The following is a 24,493-nucleotide window of genomic DNA, read 5'->3' on the forward strand; positions in this document are numbered from 1 at the left end:
CTAAGAAGTTTGGATATTGAGTTGGCCTTTACATCTGTAACATTATTGTAGAAAGGGCTGGGCGAGTAGTTTAGGCAGAAGAGATAGAACTCGTTTCAGATAGTCCTTAAAGAAGTGCAACCTGTAACGTACGGGCTTGCACTCCTGAATTCTCCTATCGCGATTAAACTTTTACTTCCATAAAAGTCTTCCATTCCTGGTAGAACTTTTGCACATCGGCTATAGATTTATCAGCCTGAGTAGTAGACTTGCGGGCGTGTAATTCCTTAAGCTCGTCAATGGACTGATAAACTCCCCCCGAGAGACCAGCGAGATAGGCAGCACCAAGGGCAGAAACATCCGGCATGGTTCCTACCAGTAAGTTAGTATTCAATAAGGACGCCAGGAAGTTCAGTACGAATTTGTTGGAAGTCATGCCGCCGTTCAACATCAACTTTTCCATTGGGATCCCGGTTTCGGTCTCCATCACTGTCACAATGTCCATAATCTGATAAGCCACCGTCTCCAAAGCTGCCCTGACCAGGTGATTCCGGTTGCAGTCGAACGTAAGACCCTCTATTGATGCTTTTCGGCTCATATCCCAGTAGGGGGCTCCGAGCCCGCTAAAAGCAGGAACAATATAGACGCCATTATTATCTTCCACGGACGTCGCCATCTTTTCCGTTTCCGTGCTTTCTGCAAACAGGCCTAGCTGGTTCCTGAACCACTCCACCACCGATCCGCAAGAAACAATTACTCCTTCCATGGCGTAGTCAATGCGTTCTGCGGTACTCCAGCAAACGGTTGTCACCATGCCACTTTGTGAACTTGTGGGCTTGTCGCCGATGTTCATCATCACGGAACACCCCGTTCCCAACGTAGCCTTTGCCGTTCCCGGATCGAAGCAGCCCTCCCCAAAAGTAGCCGCATGGGAATCGCCGATCATCGCGGTAATTGGAAGGGGATCATCAAAAAGCCCATCAAAAGTGGAGGCTCCAAAATTGCTGGCAGAAGGTTTTAGTTCAGGGAGTCTGATGGTATTTAAACCAAAAGCCTCCAACAGTTCGCGGTCCCAGCTTAACTCGGCTAGGTTGAAAAACAAGGTTCTGGACGCGTTGGTATAATCCGTCCGATATTGAGCTCCCGCCGTTAATTTAAACAACAGCCAGCTGTCTATAGTGCCAAACATGGCTTCACCGGAGGCAATTGCTGCTTGCACATTCGGCACATGTTTATTCAGCCAAATCAGTTTAGAACCGGAAAAATAAGGGTCGATAAGGAGCCCAGTCTTCGACTTTATCTCCTCCTCCAGGCCTCTTTCTTTCAGCTCCTTGCAAACGTCGATAGATCTCTTGCATTGCCAAACTACCGCATTGTATAGCGGTCTTCCATCTTTATCCCATACAACAAAGGTTTCTCTTTGATTAGAGATTCCACAGCAAGCAATTTCCTTCCTGGAAAGGCCTTTATCTTCAAACGCTTGCAAACATTTTTTCACAGAGGTTAGCACATTTTGATAAATATCCTCAGGATCCTGCTCCACCTGCGCTCCTTCAAGGTAGGAGGTGTGCAGTGCTTCGTTTGCTTTCGCGACTACCTGACCATCTGCATCAAAAATAATTGTCTTAGTGCTGCTGGTTCCCTGGTCAATTGCAAGGATATAAGATTTGCTCATTTTATTCTGCTTTAGAATTTGCCTTATCAATAATTACAGCTAACAGGATAACGAATCCTTTTACCACTTGCTGCCAGAAGGGAGATACGTCCAGCAATACCAGTCCATTGTTCAATACGCCGATGATAACAGCGCCCAGTACCGTTCCCATAATGGTCCCGCGACCGCCGGAAAGGGAGGTCCCGCCAATCACGACGGCTGCGATGGCATCCAACTCATAGCTGATACCAGCATTCGGTTGCGCAGAGTCGAGTCTCGAGGTGACCATAATCCCGCCAAGGGCAGCTAATACCCCTGAAATGGTATAGACAATAACTTTTACCTTGCCAATATTAATACCGGATAGGCGAGATGCATTTTCGTTTCCACCAATTGCATAAATGTATCGGCCGAGAGAGGTTTTATTCGTAATGACGAGCGCTACCGCAATGATCACAGCAGCGATCCAGACTAAAACCGGAATCCCTAAAAACCAGCCTGTTCCAATATAACCGAAACTTGGTCCCAGACTGGAGATTGGGTAGCCTTTAGTCCACAACATAGTCAAGCCACGGGCAATTGTCAGCATAGCAAGGGTGGCCACAAAGGGCGGAACCTTGAATTTGGTGATGACCGCCCCGTTAAAAAATCCGAGGAAGCCACCTGTAAGTAAACCAGCGACAATTGTCCCCAGGAGGGTAAAGCCAATAAAAAGATCATTTCCTGGTAGTTCTATACCATTCTTCAACAGGCCTGCTGCCACTGCTCCGCTAAGGGCAAGCACAGAACCCACCGAAAGGTCGATGCCAGCAGTAAGGACGACCAGTGTCATTCCTACGGAAATACAAACATTTACAGAGATTTGCCGAAGCACATTCCAGCCATTATCGACCGTGAGAAACTTATCGGATAAAATGCTCAGCGCCAGGCAGAGCACAAAAAGGGCGATGGAGGACTGGAATCTACTAAGGGTTGCACGGTATTTTGAAATACTCATTGGAATTCTTTATATGGTTTTTGGAATGGCCGCCTTTAAAATATTGTCTTCATTTGCTTCTTCAGCGCTGAACTCTGCTGTTATCTTTCCTTCCGACATCACCAGGATGCGATCGGACACAGCAAGGATTTCGGGAAGTTCCGATGATACGACGATAATGCCCAGCCCGCTTTGCGAAAGTTCCAGGATCAACTTGTAGATCTCGTTTTTGGCATTCGCGTCGATACCCCTTGTCGGTTCATCAAGCATAAGCACCTTAGGATTAGTAGCCAGACAACGAGCTAAAACGACCTTCTGCTGATTTCCGCCGCTCAGGTTTTTTACCTGTTGGTTGGGAGAGGGTGTTTTGATGCGAAGCGATTGCGTGTACTCTTCTGCCAGTTTCGTTTCTCTGTTTCTGTTGAGGAATCCCGATTGAAGAATCCGCCGTATAGTGCTCAGGCTGATATTCGTCTTGACATCCAAGCCCAGTACCAATCCGTCTTTCTTGCGATCTTCCGGAACCAGTACGATACCAGACTTGATGGCTTCCTGCGGCGACCTCAACTTGACAACTTCACCGTTGACAAGTATGTTACCGGAACATCCGGCAGGATGAATGCCGAGGATACATTCGAGCAATTCTGTTCTGCCCGCGCCCATCAATCCAAAGATCCCCAGTATCTCGCCTTGTCGCAAGCTAAAAGATACCTTATCAAGCGCCTTCTGCCGTCCCCCGTTGTTCAGCTCCAGGCAAAGGTTTTGCACTTGAAGGATCTCCCTTTCGCCAAACTTGCGTTGTTCGCGATCCAGCGCTTTAATCTCTCTCCCGACCATCTTTTTGATGATAGCATCGTGATTGACTCCTTCCATGCTACCACTTTCAGTCACCTGTCCATCGCGAAGCACTACATATCGATCAGCTATTCGGAATAGTTCGTCGAGTTTATGTGAGATGTAGACGATTGTTTTACCATCGTTACGCAGGTTTTCGATGATGCTGAACAAGACCTCTACTTCGTGATCGCTGATGGCAGAAGTAGGCTCATCCATAATGATAACCTGCGAATCGGTTAACAGCGCCTTCGCGATTTCGACCACCTGCTGTTGACCCACCTTTAAGTCGCGTATCAGGGTGTCAGGACTCACCTCCAACTTCAAGCGATTCAGCAGCTCTTGTGTCTTCTGCCGCATACTTTTCTTATCGAGCATGTCCCAGCCATTCGTGATTTCCCGGCCGAGAAAAATATTTTCGGTGATACTGAGGTCAGGGATGAGGTTCAACTCCTGGTGGATGATGGCAATTCCCTTTTCCTGAGCTTCTTTTGGATTGGAGAAGCGAACCTCTTTTCCGTCCAGCAAGATCCGGCCCTCGTACTCCGGGTAAACGCCGGAAAGGATTTTCATTAGGGTGGATTTGCCGGCTCCGTTTTCTCCGATGATGGCCGTTACTTTAGCTGGTGGCAATTCCATGCTCACTTCGTTGAGGGCGACTACCCCCGCAAAACGTTTTCCGATTTTTTCTGCTACTAACAAAATGTTCGGTTTTAATGGTTGACGATGTTAAGGATCAGTGGGATAATTTCCAGACTGTCGGGCACGGCTTTCGCTTGATTTAACTGAACAGAGCCGATAAAGGACACTTTGCTACCTAGCTTCGCGTCTGATTTAAAGCGCGGTAATACTTCAGCCTTGATCAATTTGTTTAGCTCCTCAGAGACAGTGTTCATCTCCATGGTCGTAGTAAATTCGTCTACGGAAATCAGTCCGGATCCGTCTCTTGCAGCATTGCCCAGAATGTACTGCGTAGCCAAGAGGACCTTCGGTGCAACGCCTGCTACTTGCAGGTAAGCATTGTCTTCATCCAGCTTCAGGATCTCACCTTCGCCCTTCACCATGAAATAGCGGATGTTGCCATCGTTCTGCGCGTTGGAGTAGGAGTAGGCCTTCCGAGGGTTGCTCTTCAACAACTGGGTGAGCTCCGCCAGCGATATAGCCTTCTCTTTATTCGCGGGTAGTGTCTTGTTCAAGAACTTTTTAGCATAGGCCAGCGCATCAAACTCGCTCGTTTCGGTTGCCTTTTTAACTTCGCTCAGCTTTTTAACATAGATGGAATTATAACCGACCAGTAGAAAGGCTGCGGTGAACAGTGCGTATTTTACTCCTTTGTGCATGGCTTATTCTTTTTTACCGTAAGCAATGTATTTATCGATGTTTTCGCTGGTTACTACTTCTACCGGGATAGGAAGCTTTTTAGGGAAGTCAGTCTTGCCTTTGAAATATTCATCCGCATAAGTGGCAGCCAGCTCAGCGATTGTTTTAGGGAACTGCATTGCGGTGGCGGTCAGTTTTCCTTCCTTGATAGAATTGATAGCATCCTCGGCCCCATCAAAGCCCATTACCTTGACTTTCTCCGCTTTTCCTGCCGCTACAAGTGCCTGATAGGCACCCATCGCCATTGCATCATTGCCACAGAAAACGCCATCAATATCGGGATGAGCCTGAAGAATGGATTCCATCACCTCCATGGCCTTATTGCGATCAAAATCAGCACTTTGTTGAGCTACCATCTTCAGATCGGGGTAATTATCCACCACGCTATGGAAGCCTTTTGAGCGGTTCCAGGTATTATTGTCGGACACAATGCCCAGCAGCTCCACATACTTGCCTTTTTTATTGAGGGACTGTACAAACAGTTTCCCTAATTCGATGCAGGCTGAATAGCTGTCTGAAAGAATTTGTGAGGTAGCGGCATCCTTCGAATTCACCTCCCGGTCCATGCAAAAAACCGCGACGCCAGCCTCTTTTGCTTTCATTACGTTGGAAACCGATCCTGCAGCATCTGTTGGGTTAAACAGGATAGCGTTATAGCCGGAAGCAATGGCGTTTTCAAAGTGGTCGCTTTCCAAAGCTGTATTATTTTGGGAATCGAAAATCTTCGACTCATAGCCCAGTTCTTTTGCCTTTTTTGCAGCAGTCTCGGCCAGAAAGACGAACCAGGGATTGTTGAGCGTAGAAACAACAATGGCAATCTTTTTGGAATCCTTTCCGCCGTTTGAAGAGGAGCAGCCCGACAGTATAGCCAGTATCAGCACGGCAATGGTTAATCGTTTCATAAAAGGTTAAATTGGTAATGCTCAGTGTTTTTCAGGAATGAGGAAGACCTATCTTTCCTTCCTCAATAGGTTTATTGCAATTGTTGCTAGTCCATCTTTCGATATTCCATAATGGTTAAAAATCTCTGTTTGTGAACCCGTTACAGTGTATTCATCCGGGATCCCTACTATTTTGAAGCGTTTGTTGTATCCATGTTCCAGCAGGTAGGAAGCGCAAGCTTCACCCAGACCGCCGTACACACTATGTTCTTCCACCGTGATGATCGCTTCCGTTTCTTCTGCAATCTGCTGCAAAAGCTGAGTGTCAAGCGGTTTGATGGTATGCATGCTTATCACTGTCGCTTCAATATTGTATTCATCTTTCAATTTTTCAGCTGCTTCCAGCGCCGGCTGAACCGTTTCTCCCGTAGCGATAAAAGCAAGATCTTTTCCCTTCAAGATAATCCTTCCTTTGCCGAATTCGAAAGTGTTATTTGGATCTTCTGTAAGCAGCGGCATATTCTTTTTACCGAAACGGAGGTACATCGGCTGCTTGCTTGCAGCCGCCTGTTTGATCGCTTCTTCGGTTTCAAAATTATCTGCGGGGGCAACCACGACGAGATTATTAATGGCCCGTAGCGCAGCGAAATCGTGAAGTGAATGATGTGTGGAACCTAAAGCTCCATAACTAACACCGGCACTTATTCCAATGAGCTTCACCGGGTTATCAGAGTAAGCGACGTCGTTTTTAATCTGCTCTAAGGCTCTGGCTGTCAAAAAACAGGCTGGCGACACGGCAAAGGTTTTCTTGCCAGCTGATGCCAGTCCCGCTGCTACGCCTACCAGATTCTGCTCGGCAATGCCGATCTCTACAATCTGCTTTGGATACTTCTTACCAAAGGGGACGAGCTTGCCTGAACCTCTGGAATCGCTGGTTACCGCGATGATATCTCTGTCCTGCTCGGCGAGCTCCTGAAGAGTAGCTGAAAATACTTCCAGATTTGCTTTCGCTCCTGTTTTGCTTTCTACAACCGGACTTCCCATATGCTGATGTTATTAAATTATTGCCTGATTTAGTTCTTCTATTGCAAGCTGGTATTGCTCCTGACTGGGTACGCCATGGTGCCAGCTTAATTGGTTTTCCATAAAGCTAATACCTTTACCTTTCACCGTATGAGCGATGATGACGCTGGGCTTGCCTTTTTCAAGTGGCAAACTAGCAAAGCTATCTTTCAGCGCCTGCAGGTCGTGCCCGTCTACGTGTTTTACAGCCCAGCCAAAGCTTGCAAACTTCTCGTCGATAGGGTCTGTATTGCACACATCGGACGTGGGCCCCGTTATTTGCAGGCTGTTCTTGTCAATAATGGCGCAAAGGTTATCCAGCCCATAATGGGCGGCAGTCAATGCAGCCTCCCAGTTAGATCCTTCTGGTAATTCTCCATCCCCGAGAAGGGTAAAGACCCGATAGTCTTTTTCATCCATTTTAGCAGCCAGGGCAGTCCCGACACTGATCGGCAGACCATGTCCCAATGCACCCGTGTTTTGCTCTACTCCATGGACCTTACGGGTAGGATGGCCTATATAATGCGATTTGTAGCGACAAAGGGTGTTCAGATCTTCTTCCGGGAAAAATCCCTTGTCCGCCAACACCACAAAAAGCGCTTCTACACAATGTCCTTTACTTTGGATGTAGCGATCGCGGTCGGGAGAAGTAAAATTTTGCGGACTTACATTTAGCACCTGATTGTAAAGTACATTCAAGATGTCAATGCAGGACAAGCTCCCACCGGTGTGACCTGCATTAGCCCCAACGATGTATTTAAGAATACGCTGGCGATATTGGTTAGACTTCTGAGCCAGTTCTTTTTCTGTCATAACAACTGTTTTATAGGATGAAAACTATATAATCTCTCCCTGAGATAGATCTCCTGTCTGCTGCCGACGGGAATTTTACTTGTTATGGTTATACACTTCCCATCCCATGTAGTTACCCAAGGCTTCTTCGAGAATTCCGGCTGTTTTAGAAGCATTCATCACCACGTGGTGTTCGAACCCGTTGCGGCAAACGTATTGCATCAAACCCTGCAGGTTCGGGATTTGAGCAACAGCTCTGTTGCCGAAAGTATTCAAGGGATCGTCCGTTAGTACCCCTTCGCCGATGTAAGCTTTAATAATACCTTTAGGGTCATCTGTGCTAATACGACCATAAGTGAGGGCCGAAGCAGGCGTACGACCGTCCAAAGCGCCGTAGGTATTTTCTACACCGACGCTAGTTCCAAGAATAGGAGCGTTGCTGATCTCAATGTCTGGCAGGAATGACTTAGCCCAGTTACCACAATGAAAAAGTACGCATTTGGTATCATCGTCTGCATAGTTGTTGTTCCAGTCCACCAGGGCGCTGGGAGAACCTGAAGCCAATTGCATTGCATACATGCTTAGCGTTCCGGTAACATCTACTTCGCAAGCGCTTGGAAGCATATTTTCGCTCATGATACTCATGCTCGTACATACATTACAGCCGTAATTCTGCTGCAGCGAAGTCCAACACTGAATGGCAGTGGCATCCAAGTAGTGCTCCTCCATAAACTGGTTCAGCACGACATCCAGTTTGGCGATCTGAATCAAAGCATCGTCGGGTGTCTTGCCCCTGGATGCGTACGATAATATTTTTTCGAGGTGATTTTTAACAGGGAGATCGTCCTTTGTTAGCTTGTTGGCTCTTCCAAGGACTTCTGAAAGGTCGACAGTTGTAACGGAAATACCGTTGCGCTGCAAGATCTTCTCGCTGTAGCGGACAGTATTAAAGCCTCCCGGACGAGCGCCGACAGCACCGATCCTGACTTTTCTTAGTCCCCTAACCACGCGGCAAACGGCAACGAAATTGAGAAGCTCCTGCTCAAAAGCAGGGTCTTTCGGGTGAATAACATGTTTATCGGTAAGGGTGTACTTAATCCCGTATTGATAGAGGTTGTTGCACACAGAAATTTTCCCGCACCAGGAGTCGCGACGACGCGCAACGTCCAGCTGATTCAAGTCGTCAGGGTAGGCCTGTACAAGCACCGGAACGTTGAGTCCGGAAAGCTTGAGTGTTTCGGCAACACCCCGTTCATCTCCAAAGTTGGGAAGTATCACCAGCACCCCCATTATTTCTTCGGCATGTTTTTTAAAGAGCGAAGCGCATTTGTGAGCATCTCTAAATGTTTCTACACCTCCCAGTTTTGTTTCAAACTCATCCAGCATGATGTAGTTAAGGTTCAGCTTTTCGAACTGGGCGATGATGTCCAGGCGTGCTTCTGATACTAGCTTGTCGGGGAAGAAGTCGCGGTTTCCAATAATAACTCCTATGCTAACCTTTTCTTTCATTATAATTTCGATTTATTTTTCAATTGGCCTATTGTGCCAGTATTAATTCAATTTCATTGTCCTGGAACACCTGTTTATCCCGGTCACTCATATCTGAGTCGGTGATCACATAGTTAATGAGAGACAGAGCTCCAAGACTGGCAAACGAACTCTTTCCTATTTTCGTGGAATCAGCTACCAGGTAAGTCGTTTCCGCAGCGGCGATCATCGCTTTTTTTACCACAATGTCGCTGATACTAGGGTAGGTAAGCCCTGCCTTCAATGATAATCCGGCGGTAGCAAGAAACAGCTTCTGTACATTGATTCCGGTAAAAAAATCAGCAGCCTTTTGGCCCGTAAGCGAAAGGGTAGGAGGTTTAAACTCTCCACCAGTCACGATCAGCTCAATTCCCGGCTCGGTGCCGAGCATCATTGCAATGTTTAATGCATTAGTGATCACCGTAAGGTTTTTAAAACCCTTCAGCTTTTTGGCTATCTCCGTAGTCGTCGACCCGGAGTCAAGTATTATGCTGTCTCCGCTTTCGATAAATTCGAGACATTTAGCCGCTATACGTTCTTTCTTATCCAGATTATCTTGCTGACTAAGAGAGAAGTTTCTCACCTGATCGGCGATATCCTTGAGATAAGCGCCTCCATGTTCGCGCACCAGTAGTCCATCCTTCTCCATCTTTTCCAGGTCTTGGCGGATGGTTACTTCTGTAACTTTAAACAGTTTGGCCAGATTGATCACCTTCGCCGAGCCATCCTCCCTCAGAAGTTCTATTATTTTATCTCTTCGCTGGTTTGCTAGCATATCGTTAAAAAAGAAAGAAGGAATATAATTGGTTAGTTTCGTTTTCTTTCGATTTTCTCAAATATAGAAATTCAGATGAAAATAAAACAAGAAAGTGAAAGTAAATTTTTCCTTACGTTATGACGTTGCTACCACTAATAAACGTTAATAGGCCCGAAATGGAAACTAGCCATGATGATAAAAGAAACGAAAGAAAACGAAGGATCTGACTTTCCTTTATTTTTGCTTCCCTGAAATCGAAATTCTCAAGTCACTGTCGCTGAATAAATTTATACATTTGCTCGTATGGCAGAGATCTTAAACACCATTCCTGAGGCAATAGCGGACATTCAAGAAGGAAAGCTGGTTATTATCGTGGATGATGACGACCGTGAAAATGAAGGAGATTTTATGGTTGCGGCCCGTTTTGCAACACCAGAGGTAATCAACTTTATGGCTATTCATGGAAGAGGACTGATTTGCGTTCCACTTACGGAACAGCGCTGCGACGAGCTGGAACTGGGCCTGATGGTGGGTACTAATACCGCCACTCATGAAACCAATTTCACCATCTCTGTAGATCTGATCGGGAAAGGCTGCACAACCGGTATCTCCGTTTCCGACCGTTCGAAAACTATACAAGCACTGATCGATCCAGAAACAAAACCTGCCGAACTAGGACGTCCCGGGCATATTTTCCCTCTACGATCCAAGGACGGTGGAGTGCTGCGAAGAGCCGGACATACAGAGGCAGCTACCGACCTGGCAGCGATGGCGGGTCTGGAACCTGCAGGCGTTATTGTGGAGATCATGAAGGACGATGGAGAGATGGCCCGGCTCCCGGATCTGCTGAAAATATCGAAAGAATTAAATATCAAAATTATATCGATCAAAGACCTTATCGAGTATCGCCTTCAGCACGAAACGCTGATAAAAAGGGAAGTTTCGGTTACAATGCCAACTACCTGGGGCAACTTTGATCTGGTAGCCTATACCCAGGTAGACAGCGGTGTTCATCACATTGCATTAGTGAAGGGAGAATGGGGGCCGGATGAACCGGTTCTGGTCAGAGTTCATCGCTCCTGTATTGCCGGCGATATTTTCGGTTCGTGTTTGTGCAACTGCAATAAGTCGCTTCACCGTTCGATGGAAATTATTGAAAAGGAAGGTCGCGGCGTTGTCGTTTATATGAACCAGGAAGGCACGGGAAATGCATTAATTAACAAGCTATCCCGATACATCGGACTTGAGAACGGAGCGACATTAAAACAAGGTGATGGAAAGCAACCCACCGATCAGCGGGATTACGGCGTCGGCGCGCAGATCTTGCGCAGCTTAGGTATTTCGAAAATGCGCCTGTTAAGTGATAATCCTAAAAAACGAGCCGGTCTGCAGGGTTACGGCATTGAAGTGGTAGCGGTGGAGCCTATCGGAGTAGGAGCTAACACTTCTCGTGAACCATCCGGTACATAATCCGAAATAGGAGAGTGGGTGCCTGAGACTAGCTTCAAATCATTTGATGGCAGTTTTGGAAATTAGGCTCAAAACCGTACAAACCATGTCTTCCTGTGTAATCTAGATAGTAAGCAGAGCAGAACCTTCCAAAAAATCAGATAAAAAAAGGCGCAATTATTAGTTGCGCCTTTTAACTATCCAGGGAGATTGTTCTTCTATTAAGTATTAATATCCATTAGATCCAAACTCATCCTGATTGTTAATTTGATTCAGGAAGGTGAATGGAATAGGACGATTGTAGTGTTTAGCAGGTGAAAAGTTTGCAAAAGCTTTTCTGTTATGCGCTTGTAAGCGGGTTTCGAATGCCTTATTACGTTTTAGCAAAGCCCAGCGGTTAAACTCGCCGCAAAGTTCACGTGCATACTCGTCAAAAACATCGTTCATCGTAGCTGTAGTCAGCTGCATTCCGGTACCTGTATTGAAGTCTCCGGGATTGCGGCAAGCTCGTTTGCGCAGTTCATTCAAGTACTGAGCCGCGGCTGCCCCGCCTCCATTGGTATGAAGGGTAGCTTCTGCAGCAATTAGATACACCTCCGCCATACGCATAATCATGATATTGCCCAATTTTTGCTGGAAGTTGCCCCCCAGCCATGCGCCGTCGAAGTTATGATTAAACTTCATCATAGCAGGGAAGAGAGTGGCAAGACTTGCTGGCGTCAAGCCGTTATTTGGGTTGTTTGCTTTATAAGTGCTGCCGCTTGGATCAGACATATCGAACAGATCATCAATGTTAACAGTTACATACGCCCTTGCTTTTTTATCGTCCACGCTCAGCGGCTCTTTACTTAAATAGGCGAAGAATCGGTTTTCGTCAGGAGCCAGGGGATAAGGATGCACGTTAGCATTCGGCACCTCCTGCAAGGCGGTGATTGCGCCTGTAGTAACCCCTTTTGGCCATACCTTCGGAATGTACTGCCAGGTAGCATTACGGGAAGCATTGCGTGCATTTACGTCTATGTATGGATAAATTTTCTTTCCAACATGTGATGGATCAATACCATATTTAGTACACATGGCAGCAGTGAGCGTTACAGTGGCAGCACTATAAGTTACGTTCGCTGGAGCAGGAATGCTGGTCCCAAGACTCGCTCTCGCTTGCTCTCCTGAGTAGTTGGTAAAGGCAGTAGCGAAAGTATTCTCCCAGCGCTTATCATAGGTTGCATTAAAGCAATTGATCAAGTATTTCGTTGGGGCAACGAACTGCTGGTTCAAACGTCCGTAGTAGGCATTGGAAGTATTTGAGTTAACACTTCTCCTAAAAATATCTGAAGTTCCAAATGCATCATCAAACTTCGGATAATAATGCAGGTAGAGGTTAGGTCTGGAGTTCCCTGTAAAAACATCATACGAAGGATTATAGGGATCAACTCCATAAGCCGTGAACAGCGCTTCTGAGTTATTCCGGTTATTTGCAGCTGCAAAGACCTTTGCAAAGTCATCATATAACATAGCTCCATACTGGCCTCTGTTATTGATAAGTTCGTCTGCCACTTCTTTCGCACGCACCCAGTAAGACTTGCCTCCTTCAGACAGACCTTCTCCTCCTCCCTGCGCATACACGCGGGCAAGAAGTCCAAGCGCCGCCTTTTTCGTCACCCGCTGGCCGTTGTTTTCGTAAGGTGTCACCGGCAGATCTTGAACCGCAGCAGTTAAGTCCGTAATAATCTGAGCATAAATTTCAGGAATCGTACTGCGTTTTGGACTTAAACTTTTAACGGGATCATCTGTCAGGATCAGCGGAACATTACCAAACTGAGTTACCAATACAGAATAATAGTAGGCCCTTAAAAAACGCGCTTCAGCTACGAGGGTTTTAATATCATTAGCGTTGCCGTCTTTAAGTGTAGTTGAAAGTTGAATCGTCTTGTTGCAGTCCTTTATCGAACCCCAGGCAAAATCCCAGGTATTCCTTACCACTCCTGAATTTGTCGTGAACTCCTCGTAAGCCATCAGGTCGCGATACTGATTATGGTTGTTGTAGGGGAATGTCCAAAGGTCAGTGCCAAGTTCGGAAACCATCCCGTAAGGCATACCTATCAATGAGCCCCAAAGTCCAGTGTAGCAGTTAGCTTGATAAGCTTTCCAACCATTAAAGTCTGTTAGTACATTTTCTTCTGATAAAGAAGCAGGGTTATATTCGTCAAGTTTGCAGGAGGGGACGCCCAAAGCAACTACCAAGCCGACTCCGCACAATACTCTCTTTATATTTTGAATTTTCATGTCTGTATTTTTTATTGATTCTGGTCCTTGAACTTCCTTTACCGATCTGCCGATCAGCTACTAGTTCTTGTGCCTTTTTAAAAATGCTAGCTAGAGCGTTACGTTTAATCCTACCACTACTTGTTTCGTTAGCGGGTAATCCAGTTCTCCATTCATCTCCGGATCATACTGTTTTAGCAGGTGACTTTTTGCGACAACCAGAGGATTTGTAACAGTGCCGTATAGGCGCAATCTCTGCATTGCGATCTTCTTTGTTAGGTTTTTGGAGAAACTGTATCCGAGTGTTATATTTTTGATCTTGAAGAAAGAACCATCTACATAATTAAGTCCAGAAAAGCCTATCATAGTTGAACTGGTGGCCTCGTGATGCATCATTGGGAAATCATTTGACGGATTTTCAGGGGTCCAGTAGTTAAAATGTTCGGGGATTGTTCTGGATGGACTTGCATTGATCGCAAATGAGTTCGGCTGATACCATCCCATCATGTTGTAGTTGATCATTTGTCCCCACCTGAAATAGGTAAAAATGCCCAGGTCAAAGCCTTTGTATTTAAAGTTGTTTTGGAAGCCAAGTGACCAGTCAGGAGTGTTATGTCCCAAGATCTGAAAATCATTATTGTTATAAGTGTATTTTACATTAGCTGCCGTCAAGTTCGGATTGAATTGTTGTGCGTCAGCAAGGTTATTATAGTAGTAAGTTCTAGTGCCATCCGCGGCCTCTTTCATATATACGCCGGTTGCAAGCCTTGTCATTCCGGGAACATTCACCTTCAGATCGCCCGGACGTTTGTTAAATACTGCTGCATCTGCTTCCTCACCGATTTGCCAAACGCCGTCAAGCTTGTAATTGCGGAATGAACTTACTGGATTTCCAATAGAAAGCACGTAATTGCCGTTGGCGATATTATTGGCCTGACCATTGGTTATTTTCAGGATCTTTTCGTTGTTGCGAGCGAAAGCAGCTGATGAAGTCCACTCAAAGTTCCGGCTAACAATATTGCGGGTATTCAGTGTGAGCTCGATACCTTTATTTCTGGTTTGTGCCACGTTAATGTTGGTCTGATAATATACCCCCGGTCTGTAAGTTCCGTAGATTGCAGGAGAATTAACACTATGGATAACTCCATCCGTATTTGTAATATAGTAGTCCAGCGCAAGATCTATCCGGTTTTTAAACACGGAAGCATCTAAACCAAAGTTAGTTGCAGTAGATTTTTCCCATCCCAGATCTGCGTTGGTAATAAACGGCGAGTTGCGATAGATAGGATGCGTTACTCCACCCAGCGACATATTATTCTGCTCCATGATAGAAACAGAGCTGTAAGGATCAATTTTAGCAGTTCCGGTAATACCCCAGCTAGCCCGAAGCTTCAGATTATCCAACCATTCTTTGGTACTGACCATAAAATTTTCGTCAGAGATCCTCCATGCAGCTGAGGCGGCAGGGAAGTTGTCCCATCTATTCTTAGAATACAAAACAGACGAGCCATCCCTGCGCACCAAGGCAGAGAAAAGGTACTTGCCCTTATAGGAGTAATTCAAACGACCCATCAACCCGAAAGTTTTTGACATAGTATAGGACGAAATGGATGTGGTATTTTGATCACCTGTAAACTTGTACCATTTGAAATTATTGGACGTAATATTTGTCTGATTCATTTCAGTATTGGTATTCTGATTGTCAAACCAGGAAGTAACACCTGTAAGTGTAAAATCGTGATCGTTTGCTACTTTGAAATTATAGGTTAAGACATTCTCCCACTGTAGCCCCAAGTAGCGATTCTGATTCACGCGTGCCCTGGCAATACCGGCATTTGAATAGGTGTAGCTTACGGAACCAATACCATCAAAGCGATAAGTATTCGAATAATTAAGGTGCGCTCCAGCTCGTGATAAAAATGTTAGCCCTTTTGCCGGTCTCAGTTCTATGTATGGGTTGAGAAAAAGCTTCGTGTTATTTTCGACGTTACCATAAACGCCTGGCTGATAGTCTAGAAGAAGGTTGTAAACATTGTTTCCCAGCTCAGTATTCAGCGTACCATCCTCTTTGTAAGGTCTAACAAGAGGGTCTGTTACGATGGCGTTTTCCAGCTTGTCTTGGGCTCTATCCCTATCCACATAGGATGCCTGAAGATTACCTCCGATAGATACCCATTTTCTAATTTTATGGTCCATTCGCATGCTTGTAGAATAGAGCTTATACTGATCCCCGCGGTACTGACCATTTTCATCGGTCACATTGAAAGAGATATAGCCTCTTGTTACATCGGTTCCGCCTGAAACAGCCAAACTATAATTCTGAGTGCCCGCACTTTTCTGTAAAAATTCATCCGCCCAGTCTACGAACTGGCCTTGCTGGAAAATTTGATATCTAGCTGCCCCAAAGATAGTCTCATCATCCGCCGGTGACTGCCAAATGGCTCCGGTTGTTGTCCATTTATTGGCTGTAGCATCCCACCGGTATCGGTACGCATCACGTTTTGCTTGCAGATAGGAGTCTCCAGTCCGAGTCTTAGGGGTTACTGAAAAACCGTTATATCCGTAATACGAGTTGAAGTCAATACTTAGTTTTCCTGCTTTTCCGCTTTTTGTCGTAATAATGATTACCCCATTCGCTCCCGCCGAACCGTAAACTGCGGTCGAAGAAGCGTCTTTCAATACCTCGATCGATTCAATATCATTTGGGTTCAATGTGGCGTAGTCGCCTGGCAAACCGTTGATGATAAATAGGGGATTGCCGTTGGCGGTGAATGATCTGGTTCCTCGTAGCTGAATATTTACGCCCTCGCCAGCTTGCCCTGATGAACGGGTAATATCGAGACCTGCTACGCGCCCCTGCAGGGATTCCATTGGGTTAGGACCTGGACGTGCTGTGATTTCCTCAGGCTTTACTGATGATACCGATCCTGTAAGATCACGCCTTTTGGTAGTACCATATCCAACCACGACCACTTCCTCCAAAGACCGGTCGTTCGGTCGAAGTGTCACGTTCAAAGCAGTACCTTGACTTCCTACTTTTACTTCCGTTTCCGTGTAACCGATAAAACTAACTACGAGTACATCACCCGTTTCAGCGTTTATAGTAAACGAACCGTTAACGTCGGTAACGACTCCATTCCTGGTGCCCTTTACTTTTACCGTTGCTCCGGGAAGTGGTTCATTATTCTCGTCCCTTACGATTCCTTTGACTGGAAAGGCTTTGTTGGTGATTTTTTTTGTTTCATGAGCAGTTTGGTTGGCCGATACTGGTAACGAGCCTGCTAACAAAGAAGCTGATAGCAGATTCGTAATCAATAGCATTTTTTTAAATGTTTCCCCACCTGGCAGTTGGAGGCGCTTGTACCCCACATGGCGCGCTCTCAATAATGTGTAATCCATAAAATTGCTTATAATTAGTTGAAAAGATTCGTTGTTGACCTTTCTTGTGGTCATGGCAGGATCAAGGACTCGCCTATATGATCGCTGTCGTTTCTTAGACTTAATTGGTTATTATTTATATCCTTTGTAACTCCTGGATGATCATGAAGTACGAAGATTCCAGGGGGCTTTTTTTGCGCTTGAAGCTAATCAGTTGTCAAGGACCCATGTCCTCACTTCGAGTTGCGATAGCTGCGAGGTAAAAAGATAGTAGAGATTGTTCCATACTCATTCAAGTTTATTAGTTAATTAATTAAGTTAGTTTAAAGAAAGCTTTCTTACCATTCCTTGTATTTACAAGAATGAAAAAAAGGGCTTTGCGGAATTGAAATGCCAGATGAAACAACGTATCCGAATTCTGTCTTCCGATGTATTTGTTATAATTGGTTATGTAATTGTAATCACAAGTTAGGATATTATTCTCCAGCACAATTCTATTTTCATATCATTTTTATGTATAATATTATCATCTTATACCGACCGCAGGTAGTGCAGGAGCAGTGACTATAGGATAAAAAGTGGGAGGGTCTTAAACAAGTCTTGTTGAATCAAATTATGGCATAGTCCAGCACCTGAGAAGAGTGCTGGGTGCTGTGGCTGGAGCTAATAGGTAGTTGGGGTGATCAATGCTTCCCTTGACCACCTCAGAAAGACCGCCGCCAAATCTACTCCAGTTCATGCCGACCGTCACTTTGTACTTTCTTTCCATCCCCAACTTTCCGAATGCGCAGCGCCATATACGGCTTGGCTGGCAGCTTGATGGCCGACTTATTCTTGTCCATAAACTTGTATCTGTTGCCCGGCACAGGCACCACTTCAAACACCTTGTTGAGAGGGGTAATAGTCATGTTCCAGGTATCGATGACGTCTACTTTAAATTTTACCCCTGCTGCTAGTTCTCTTCTGGGAAGAACAAAATCCCACTTGTTCAACTTATCCTTGCCAAAGTAGACCAGGTAATATTCCCCTGCTTTACCCGCCATGTTGTTTTCGTAGAAGTGGTCGATTGGTTCTAATCCGGTTGTAGGACCGGTCTCCACAATCTTTCTTAAAAAAGCTATACGGTCAGGGCTCGATCCAATCAACCGCCCTCCAATAGAAATCCATGGGCTGCTTTTATACGACTCCCCGTGTGTGGCATAGCCACCACCAATGAGGGCGTTCCAGAACCGGAAGGTCAACTCTTCTCCGGACAATTGTCCCCAACGACTCTCGACGTCCCCCTCGTAATTGATCTCGTCATTCACAATAGGTTTTTTGTAGATATCTCTTAAAATGGCCGTCGGATAGGGAGCTTTTACCACGTTGTAATACTGGTAACTTACGTGGCTCACCCAAGGCTTTGTGTAATCGTATATCCGGTCGGCATTGTGTATTGAGCGCAAATGATGATAAGGGTCTTTTTCCTGCACCAATTGAAACAACTCGTCCCAGTCTTTATCGTCCATATTCTTGATAAAGCTGTTTTCGTTAGCCAGACTCCACCAGATATTTCGGAAAGCAGCATAACGTGCCACCATGTACCGTGCGAAACGTCTGTTTACCTCTTGCCCGGCCATATCGAAGCCCCATTTGCCTTTATCATAAGGGCGAAAGAGGATAAGGTCTGCTTCAATGCCCAGTTCTCTTAATTGACGCACTGACTCGTCAAGGTTTTTGAAGTATTCGGGGTTAAAACGCGAGAAATCCCAGTTGTTGCGACTCGTCCCCTCAAATGGGAAGACGGTTATTTTAAGTGGGCCCTCTACATATCTTTCCTTGTAGGGAGGAACCGCTAAAAAGCGAGCCTTATTAAAAGGACTAGACCTGAGTGTTTCAATGGTCTGGTTCTTTGTTCGCGCATCCTGAAAAGGCCACTCGTAGATAGTGGTACCAAAGGGATAAAATGGAGTACCGTCTTCGTACTGAAAGTGATAATCTGCGCGTACCCGCACCGGACCGTGATTTTTCTCCGAAGGCTTTGAGCACTCGAAACTACCTTTGTTGCTATCAAGTTCTTTTTTGTTACTGCTCGTGACATATGTCCAGGTACCTTCTCTATCGGGCATGAACCTGATTTTGTAAACTCCGTTACCGTCGTAATAGCCTTCTTGCTCATATACTTTATCTCCGTTACTAAACTGAGCACTGAAAGTAGTACCAATGAACGGATTGCCAGACGACGGTCCGTCTAAAGTCAGTTCAAACACGTCCCATTTCTCAACTTTATTTTGCGAAAAGACGCTACCTGATAGTAACAAGAGGGATAAAACAGAAAGTAAAAAGGGCTTCATTGGTCCAGTTTTTAAAAAATACATTTGAAGATACAACGACCAGCAATATTACAATAAGTAAGAGCTTCCTGATTATTGCAACACATTCGTTACCCAGCTCTCTGGTCAGCTAGCAGGGGAGCGGGGTTACCAAAAGCCGACCCTGTTGCTTCCATATAAATATCCTGACCTCTTGAAAGCGAATCCAATGTAAACAATGCATTTTTTGGTTATGAAGATTATGAGCATTGTGGTGCTTAGGGCCAAGCTTTTGAAAATAAACCAGATTTAATATTGCCAGTCACAGAAATTGTTCTATCTTTATAGCATAAATTTATTATAATGCAAAAAGGAACAGTAAAATTTTTTAATGAAACTAAAGGTTTCGGATTTATCACACCAGCTGATGGTAGTAGTGAAATCTTTGTTCATTCTTCCGGCCTAACTGACAACATTCGTGAGAATGACAGTGTTCAGTACGAGGTGGAACAAGGCCGTAAAGGTCTTAACGCGGTAAATGTGACAGTAGCTTAAAATACTATATTTTAATCTTGAAGCATCCTCCCTATCAGGAGGATGCTTTTTTTATGCAAAAATTCTGCGGAAGTACTAATCCACGTTTTTAAAAATAATCCCTCTCTTTCATTTAAACTCGCTTATTTTTGTGATCTATCTTTAGTCCTATGAAAATGAAACTCAAATCCTTAAGCTTCTTATTGCTGATTATCACGGTCACTTCCGCATGTAGAAAAGACAGACCGGATCTTCAGGAGGAAACCCCCGTTTTAATCTCAGCAACTCCAGCCGGTTCCTACACTCGTACACAGTTACAGACGTTTGCAACAGTAGCGGGCTTTGGAAACTTTTCTGCGGCGATCCAGTACGACGTAGACTTTTTCAGGATTGCTTACCGAACTACTTATAAAGGAAGCGAGGTGCAGGCTTCCGGTCTTTTGGCCATCCCTAAAGGAACACCGAAGGCGCCTTCGTTACTAAGTGCTCAGCACGGGACCATGTTCCTTGATGCCGATGCCCCATCTAACTTTCCACTCACTTTTTCTGGCTTTGAGCTGTTTGCCACTGCGGGTTTTATCACAGCTATTCCAGATTACCTGGGTTATGGAGTTTCTAAAGATATTGTACATCCCTATTATGACGCGGAACATTCGGCTTCCACGGTAATAGATATGCTAAAAGCAGTAAAAGACTACCTTGAAAAGGAAAACATTCAATATAGTAGTCGTCTTTTTCTGGCTGGCTACTCAGAAGGAGGCTACGTAACCATGGCTGCTCAGCAGGAAATTGAAACCAATTCGTCGCACAACCTGACGCTTAGCGGCGTTGCGGCTGGGGCGGGAGGCTATGATGTGACTGGAATGCTGAGCAGTATTGCCAGTAGAGCTAACTATAGCGAACCGTCCTTTTTAGCCTTATTATTGCAGTCGTATAATACGACTTATAACTGGAACCATCCCTTAACTCAGTTTTTTCAGGAACCCTATGCTTCAAGGATTCCCGACTTACTCAACGGGGCCAGGAGCAGAGAACAAATTAACAGTCAGTTAAGCACGGCAACAGCGCAGCTATTCAACCCAACTTTTTATGCAGCACTTAGTAATTCGGCAGGAGAGACGGTCCTAAAGCAGGCAATAGCAGCGAACAGTTTTCCAAACTGGGTTCCCAAAACGCCGACGCGTTTGTACCATGGTACAGCTGATGAGGCGGTGTTTTTTCAAACCTCTCAGTCAACGTTCAATCGCTTCAGCGCTGCGGGGGCAACTAACGTACAGCTCATTTCTATACCCGGTGGTACTCACCAAAGCAGTATCCAACCAATGATGTTAGACGCGCTCATCTGGATCCGATCTCTGGACCAGTAAAACAAGCATTTTTACTAAAGGTGATCGCAATTAAATGGGTCACCTTTAGTTCGTCGTTTCTTGGCTTCTGACTAATTGAATGAAAATAAATGAGTACTATTTATCCGTTGTCAACGAAGCCAGGGTAAAGGGTCATACCACCGTCTACATAAATAGTAGTTCCAGTGATATAGTCACTTTCCTCTGAAGCAAGCCACACCGCCACCTTTGCAATATCTTCCGGTTGACCAATACGCTTGTACGGAATTAGCTTGAGAAGCTCCTTCTTTTTCTCTTCATCTTTCCAGACGTCATCATTAATATCTGTGGCAATGGCACCAGGCGAAATGCCATTGATACGGATTTTCTTTGGCGCCATTTCCAAAGCAAGCGACTTCATCAACATTAAAATCCCCCCCTTTGACGAAGCGTAATTCACATGGCCAGCCCAGGGAATGATATCGTGAACTGAACTTATAAAAATGATATTTCCAATGGACTTATCAGACGACTCGTTTTGCTTTTCTTCAAAATGTCGGATGGCCTCACGTGCACAAAGGAACTGTCCCGTTAAGTTGGTGTCGATCACTTTTCGCCATTGATCAAGTGTCATGTGCGAGAAATCGCTGTCTTTTTGGATACCAGCGTTGTTTATCAATACATCCAATCCTCCAAATGTTGTTATCGTTTTATCAAACATGGAAATTACTTCCTCTTCTTTCGATACATCAGCCTGATAGACAAGGCCCTTTCCTCCGGCTTGCTCGATTTGCTTTAACGTATGGGTTGCTCCCTCTTCGTCGCTGTGATAATTTACAATAACGTTGGCTCCCTTTTTTCCGAAAGCGATGGCGATACCCTGGCCAATTCCTGAGCTCGCGCCGGTTACTACTACTGTTTGTGTGGTGTTTTCTGTCGACATAAGCAGAGATAAAAAATGTTCAGGGTTAACAAGCAGCAAATGAATTTGATTTAAAAGTGTTTGAGGTAGATGTAAAGGTGCCTGGAAAGAAATACTTTTAACTTTGAAAATTCTGTCGAATGCATTGATATCTTAAAAATTATTTACCCTATGGAGATTAATACTGAGTTCGAGGTCATCATAATAGGAGGAAGCTACTCCGGCCTTTCAGCAGCAATGGCTCTTGGACGTTCTATCAGAAAGGTTTTAGTGATTGATAGCGGAAAACCTTGTAATATTCAAACGCCCGATTCCCACAACTTTCTAACTCAGGATGGGAAAAGGCCAGTAGAAATTTCCGAAATAGCAAGACAACAAGTCCTGGCCTATGAAACGGTAACGCTACGCAAGGGCAGGGTAACCAATGGAACAAAAACAAAGCAGGGTTTCGAGGTGGGCACGGATGTAGGAGAAAGCTTCAAGGCCAAAAAGCTCCTATTTGCGACTGGAGTAAAAGACGTCATGCCGAAGATAGAAGGTTTCGCTGAATGCTGGGGAATTTCCGTGATTCATTGTCCGTATTGCCACGGTTATGAGGTTAAAAATGAAAAGACAGGAATGCTTGCGAATGGAGATTTAGCCTACGACCTTGCAAAATTACTCACTAACTGGACCGGCGATCTTACGCTTTTCACCAATGGAGTTTCTTCGTTGAAGCCCGAACAAAAAAATCAACTGCAGGAACGAAGTATCGCCATCGTCGAGAAGGAAATAAAGGAGATTGCTCATACTGACGGTCAGCTCCGCCACGTGGCTTGCAACGACGGCTCCATATTTCCTTTGACCGCATTGTATGCGCGGATACCATTTGAACAGCACAGTAACGTTCCGCAAGCCTTAGGTGTTGAGTTGACTGAGCTTGGACATCTTAAAGTAGATCCTTTTCAAAAGACTAACATTCCCGGAATATACGCCTGTGGCGATAGCGCTTCCATGATGCGATCAGTAGCCAACGCGGTTGCCAGCGGAAATCTGGCTGGCGCAATGGTAAACAAAGAACTGATTGATGAAGCTTTTTAAGATTCCGGGAGCAGGGATGTATTTTAAATAATTTTTAAGTGCATCTCGAAAATCCAAAATAAATCCATTTTTATCATTGCATACTTAAATCTAAAGCCATGAAACCTTCCTTATTTTTTATCGCAATTTTCACATCGGCCCTTAGTTATGCTCAAACCTTGGACGAACTTTGGAAAAAATACGGAGCAGGAGAGTATAGCTACGTTTTACAACACGCGCTCAAAATGGAGAGCAGTCAGCCAAACAGCCTCGACCTTAAGTTGCTAATCGGCCGGGCGTACACGGCCAATGCAGAACCATCAAAAGCGCTCCCTTATCTGCATGAGGTGTTCGAAAAAGATAAAGGCCATAGAAAAGCATGGGCCGCAGGTTACCTTGGATCTGTATATTACCTGCTGTCAGAAACCGCTCGGTCAAGAAAGTACCTCTCAGCCGCAGTCGATCTCAATGCGACGGAAACTGCCACGCGGTACGCAAAAAACAGGGCGACTTTGTTTGGGTATACTGAGGCGTTCAATCAATTCCGCCTGGTGGAATCAGAACACATTGTCTTTCATTTTCACCCTCAGTACAGTGGGGATATCGAGGCATTTGTAAAAGAACGGGAGCAAAGCTTCTTGAAAATCAATTCCTTTTTCCGAAGCAAAATGCCCAAAAAGGTCGATTTTTTTGTTTGGGATACCAAGGAACATCTTAAGTTAACGACGGGTTCTCCCGGTGGCTTTGCGCGACCAGAGTACTGCATCACGCATTCAGATCCCGATCAGACACCGGGCCATGAGTTGACACATATAATTTCGCATTACACTAATGCCATTGCAAATAAGTCGATTCTGATTAATGAAGGCACTGCTGTTTATTTTGATCAAATGCCCGGAAGCCGCTTATCCAAAGCGAAGGCCGTATTAAAGGGTAAAGTTGCGGATATTAGTATTATTAGAAACTGGAATGCAAGGACGCTCGAAGAACCCGTTCTCTATGCGGTGGCTGGTGCTTTCGTAGAGTTTTTAATTGAAAAGGAAGGCAAGGAAAAGTTTCTCACGTTTTTTAAGAATCAGACCCTAGAGAATGCACGTACTGTCTATAACGGAAAATTTGACACGCTGGTAGCTGAGTTTGAAAGTAGGTTAGAACCGATTCCCCTCCAGCTAGAATAATCTTTCAAAAACCCTCTGTTGCAAAATTGCCAAGTTCGAAGAGGAGCACATAAAACGGGTACTTGAACAAGATCCCACCAGCCAGTACTACCGCATACTGATTATAATTGACGGTCAACTATCCGATAGAAAAAGGATGGAGACCCTCGAGCCGGCAGCAGCTAAGGATATTCAGGTAGTGAAGTCTCGGGAAGAACTTGAACAGTATTCTAAGGTAAGGTTGAATGGAATTATAGTTATCTCCACAAAAGAA

Annotated in this window: 18 protein-coding genes; 5 read left to right on the plus strand and 13 right to left on the minus strand. The window is 45.1% G+C overall.

Going from position 1 to position 24,493, the window contains the following annotated elements; all coding sequences use genetic code 11:
- Positions 1 to 163: 163 nt before the first annotated feature.
- The 9 genes from J4N23_RS00930 to J4N23_RS00970 form a co-directional block, all read right to left on the minus strand.
- Entirely contained in the window at positions 164 to 1,654 is a 1,491-nt protein-coding gene (locus J4N23_RS00930; protein WP_207425130.1) for a glycerol kinase GlpK, read from the minus strand.
- A gap of 1 nt (position 1,655) precedes the next feature.
- A complete protein-coding gene (locus J4N23_RS00935; RefSeq protein ID WP_207425131.1) occupies positions 1,656 to 2,630 on the minus strand; it encodes an ABC transporter permease in 975 nt (324 codons plus the stop codon).
- Between the two features lie 9 nt (positions 2,631 to 2,639).
- A complete protein-coding gene (locus J4N23_RS00940; protein ID WP_207425132.1) occupies positions 2,640 to 4,145 on the minus strand; it encodes a sugar ABC transporter ATP-binding protein in 1,506 nt (501 codons plus the stop codon).
- Positions 4,146 to 4,156: 11 nt separating this feature from the next.
- Entirely contained in the window at positions 4,157 to 4,783 is a 627-nt protein-coding gene (locus J4N23_RS00945; RefSeq protein WP_207425133.1) for a DUF2291 domain-containing protein, read from the minus strand.
- Positions 4,784 to 4,786: 3 nt separating this feature from the next.
- Positions 4,787 to 5,725, minus strand: coding sequence for a D-ribose ABC transporter substrate-binding protein (locus J4N23_RS00950; protein ID WP_207425134.1), 939 nt, complete (start codon positions 5,723 to 5,725; stop codon positions 4,787 to 4,789).
- A 48-nt stretch (positions 5,726 to 5,773) separates the two neighbouring features.
- Positions 5,774 to 6,748: a transketolase family protein gene (locus tag J4N23_RS00955; protein WP_207425135.1), complete on the minus strand. Its 975-nt coding sequence runs from the start codon at positions 6,746 to 6,748 to the stop codon at positions 5,774 to 5,776.
- 12 nt (positions 6,749 to 6,760) lie between these two features.
- On the minus strand, positions 6,761 to 7,579 hold the full coding sequence (locus J4N23_RS00960) for a transketolase (protein ID WP_207425136.1): 819 nt from the start codon (positions 7,577 to 7,579) through the stop codon (positions 6,761 to 6,763).
- Between the two features lie 75 nt (positions 7,580 to 7,654).
- Positions 7,655 to 9,067, minus strand: coding sequence for an L-fucose/L-arabinose isomerase family protein (locus J4N23_RS00965; protein WP_207425137.1), 1,413 nt, complete (start codon positions 9,065 to 9,067; stop codon positions 7,655 to 7,657).
- A 28-nt stretch (positions 9,068 to 9,095) separates the two neighbouring features.
- On the minus strand, positions 9,096 to 9,860 hold the full coding sequence (locus J4N23_RS00970) for a DeoR/GlpR family DNA-binding transcription regulator (RefSeq protein WP_207425138.1): 765 nt from the start codon (positions 9,858 to 9,860) through the stop codon (positions 9,096 to 9,098).
- Between the two features lie 285 nt (positions 9,861 to 10,145).
- Here J4N23_RS00970 and ribB point away from each other — a divergent pair, with 285 nt between their 5' ends.
- Positions 10,146 to 11,312, plus strand: a complete 1,167-nt coding sequence (gene ribB / locus J4N23_RS00975; protein ID WP_207425139.1) for a 3,4-dihydroxy-2-butanone-4-phosphate synthase — start codon at positions 10,146 to 10,148, stop codon at positions 11,310 to 11,312.
- 207 nt (positions 11,313 to 11,519) lie between these two features.
- On the opposite strand, the gene J4N23_RS00980 is transcribed toward ribB, so the two are convergent.
- The 3 genes from J4N23_RS00980 to J4N23_RS00990 form a co-directional block, all read right to left on the minus strand.
- Positions 11,520 to 13,574 carry a RagB/SusD family nutrient uptake outer membrane protein gene (locus J4N23_RS00980; protein ID WP_207425140.1) on the minus strand — a complete coding sequence of 685 codons (2,055 nt, stop codon included), beginning with the start codon at positions 13,572 to 13,574 and terminating at the stop codon, positions 11,520 to 11,522.
- Between the two features lie 90 nt (positions 13,575 to 13,664).
- The gene (locus tag J4N23_RS00985; protein WP_242689033.1) at positions 13,665 to 16,952 is read right to left on the minus strand and encodes a TonB-dependent receptor; all 3,288 of its coding nucleotides are present in this window, start codon (positions 16,950 to 16,952) and stop codon (positions 13,665 to 13,667) included.
- Positions 16,953 to 17,656: 704 nt separating this feature from the next.
- Positions 17,657 to 19,264 carry a DUF5060 domain-containing protein gene (locus J4N23_RS00990; RefSeq protein ID WP_207425141.1) on the minus strand — a complete coding sequence of 536 codons (1,608 nt, stop codon included), beginning with the start codon at positions 19,262 to 19,264 and terminating at the stop codon, positions 17,657 to 17,659.
- Between the two features lie 321 nt (positions 19,265 to 19,585).
- Between J4N23_RS00990 and J4N23_RS00995 the strand changes: the two genes are divergently transcribed.
- Together J4N23_RS00995 and J4N23_RS01000 are read left to right on the plus strand one after the other, a co-directional pair.
- Positions 19,586 to 19,777 carry a cold-shock protein gene (locus J4N23_RS00995; RefSeq protein ID WP_207425142.1) on the plus strand — a complete coding sequence of 64 codons (192 nt, stop codon included), beginning with the start codon at positions 19,586 to 19,588 and terminating at the stop codon, positions 19,775 to 19,777.
- Positions 19,778 to 19,932: 155 nt separating this feature from the next.
- Positions 19,933 to 21,123 carry a S9 family peptidase gene (locus J4N23_RS01000; RefSeq protein WP_207425143.1) on the plus strand — a complete coding sequence of 397 codons (1,191 nt, stop codon included), beginning with the start codon at positions 19,933 to 19,935 and terminating at the stop codon, positions 21,121 to 21,123.
- A gap of 100 nt (positions 21,124 to 21,223) precedes the next feature.
- Here J4N23_RS01000 and J4N23_RS01005 read toward each other — a convergent pair whose 3' ends face one another.
- A complete protein-coding gene (locus J4N23_RS01005; protein WP_207425144.1) occupies positions 21,224 to 22,024 on the minus strand; it encodes an SDR family oxidoreductase in 801 nt (266 codons plus the stop codon).
- 150 nt (positions 22,025 to 22,174) lie between these two features.
- Between J4N23_RS01005 and J4N23_RS01010 the strand changes: the two genes are divergently transcribed.
- Positions 22,175 to 23,083: an NAD(P)/FAD-dependent oxidoreductase gene (locus J4N23_RS01010; protein ID WP_207425145.1), complete on the plus strand. Its 909-nt coding sequence runs from the start codon at positions 22,175 to 22,177 to the stop codon at positions 23,081 to 23,083.
- A 98-nt stretch (positions 23,084 to 23,181) separates the two neighbouring features.
- A complete protein-coding gene (locus tag J4N23_RS01015; protein WP_207425146.1) occupies positions 23,182 to 24,240 on the plus strand; it encodes a hypothetical protein in 1,059 nt (352 codons plus the stop codon).
- Positions 24,241 to 24,493 lie beyond the last annotated feature (253 nt).

It is taken from the genome of Pedobacter sp. SYSU D00535, from assembly GCF_017355855.1.
Classification (GTDB): Bacteria; Bacteroidota; Bacteroidia; order Sphingobacteriales; family Sphingobacteriaceae; genus Desertivirga.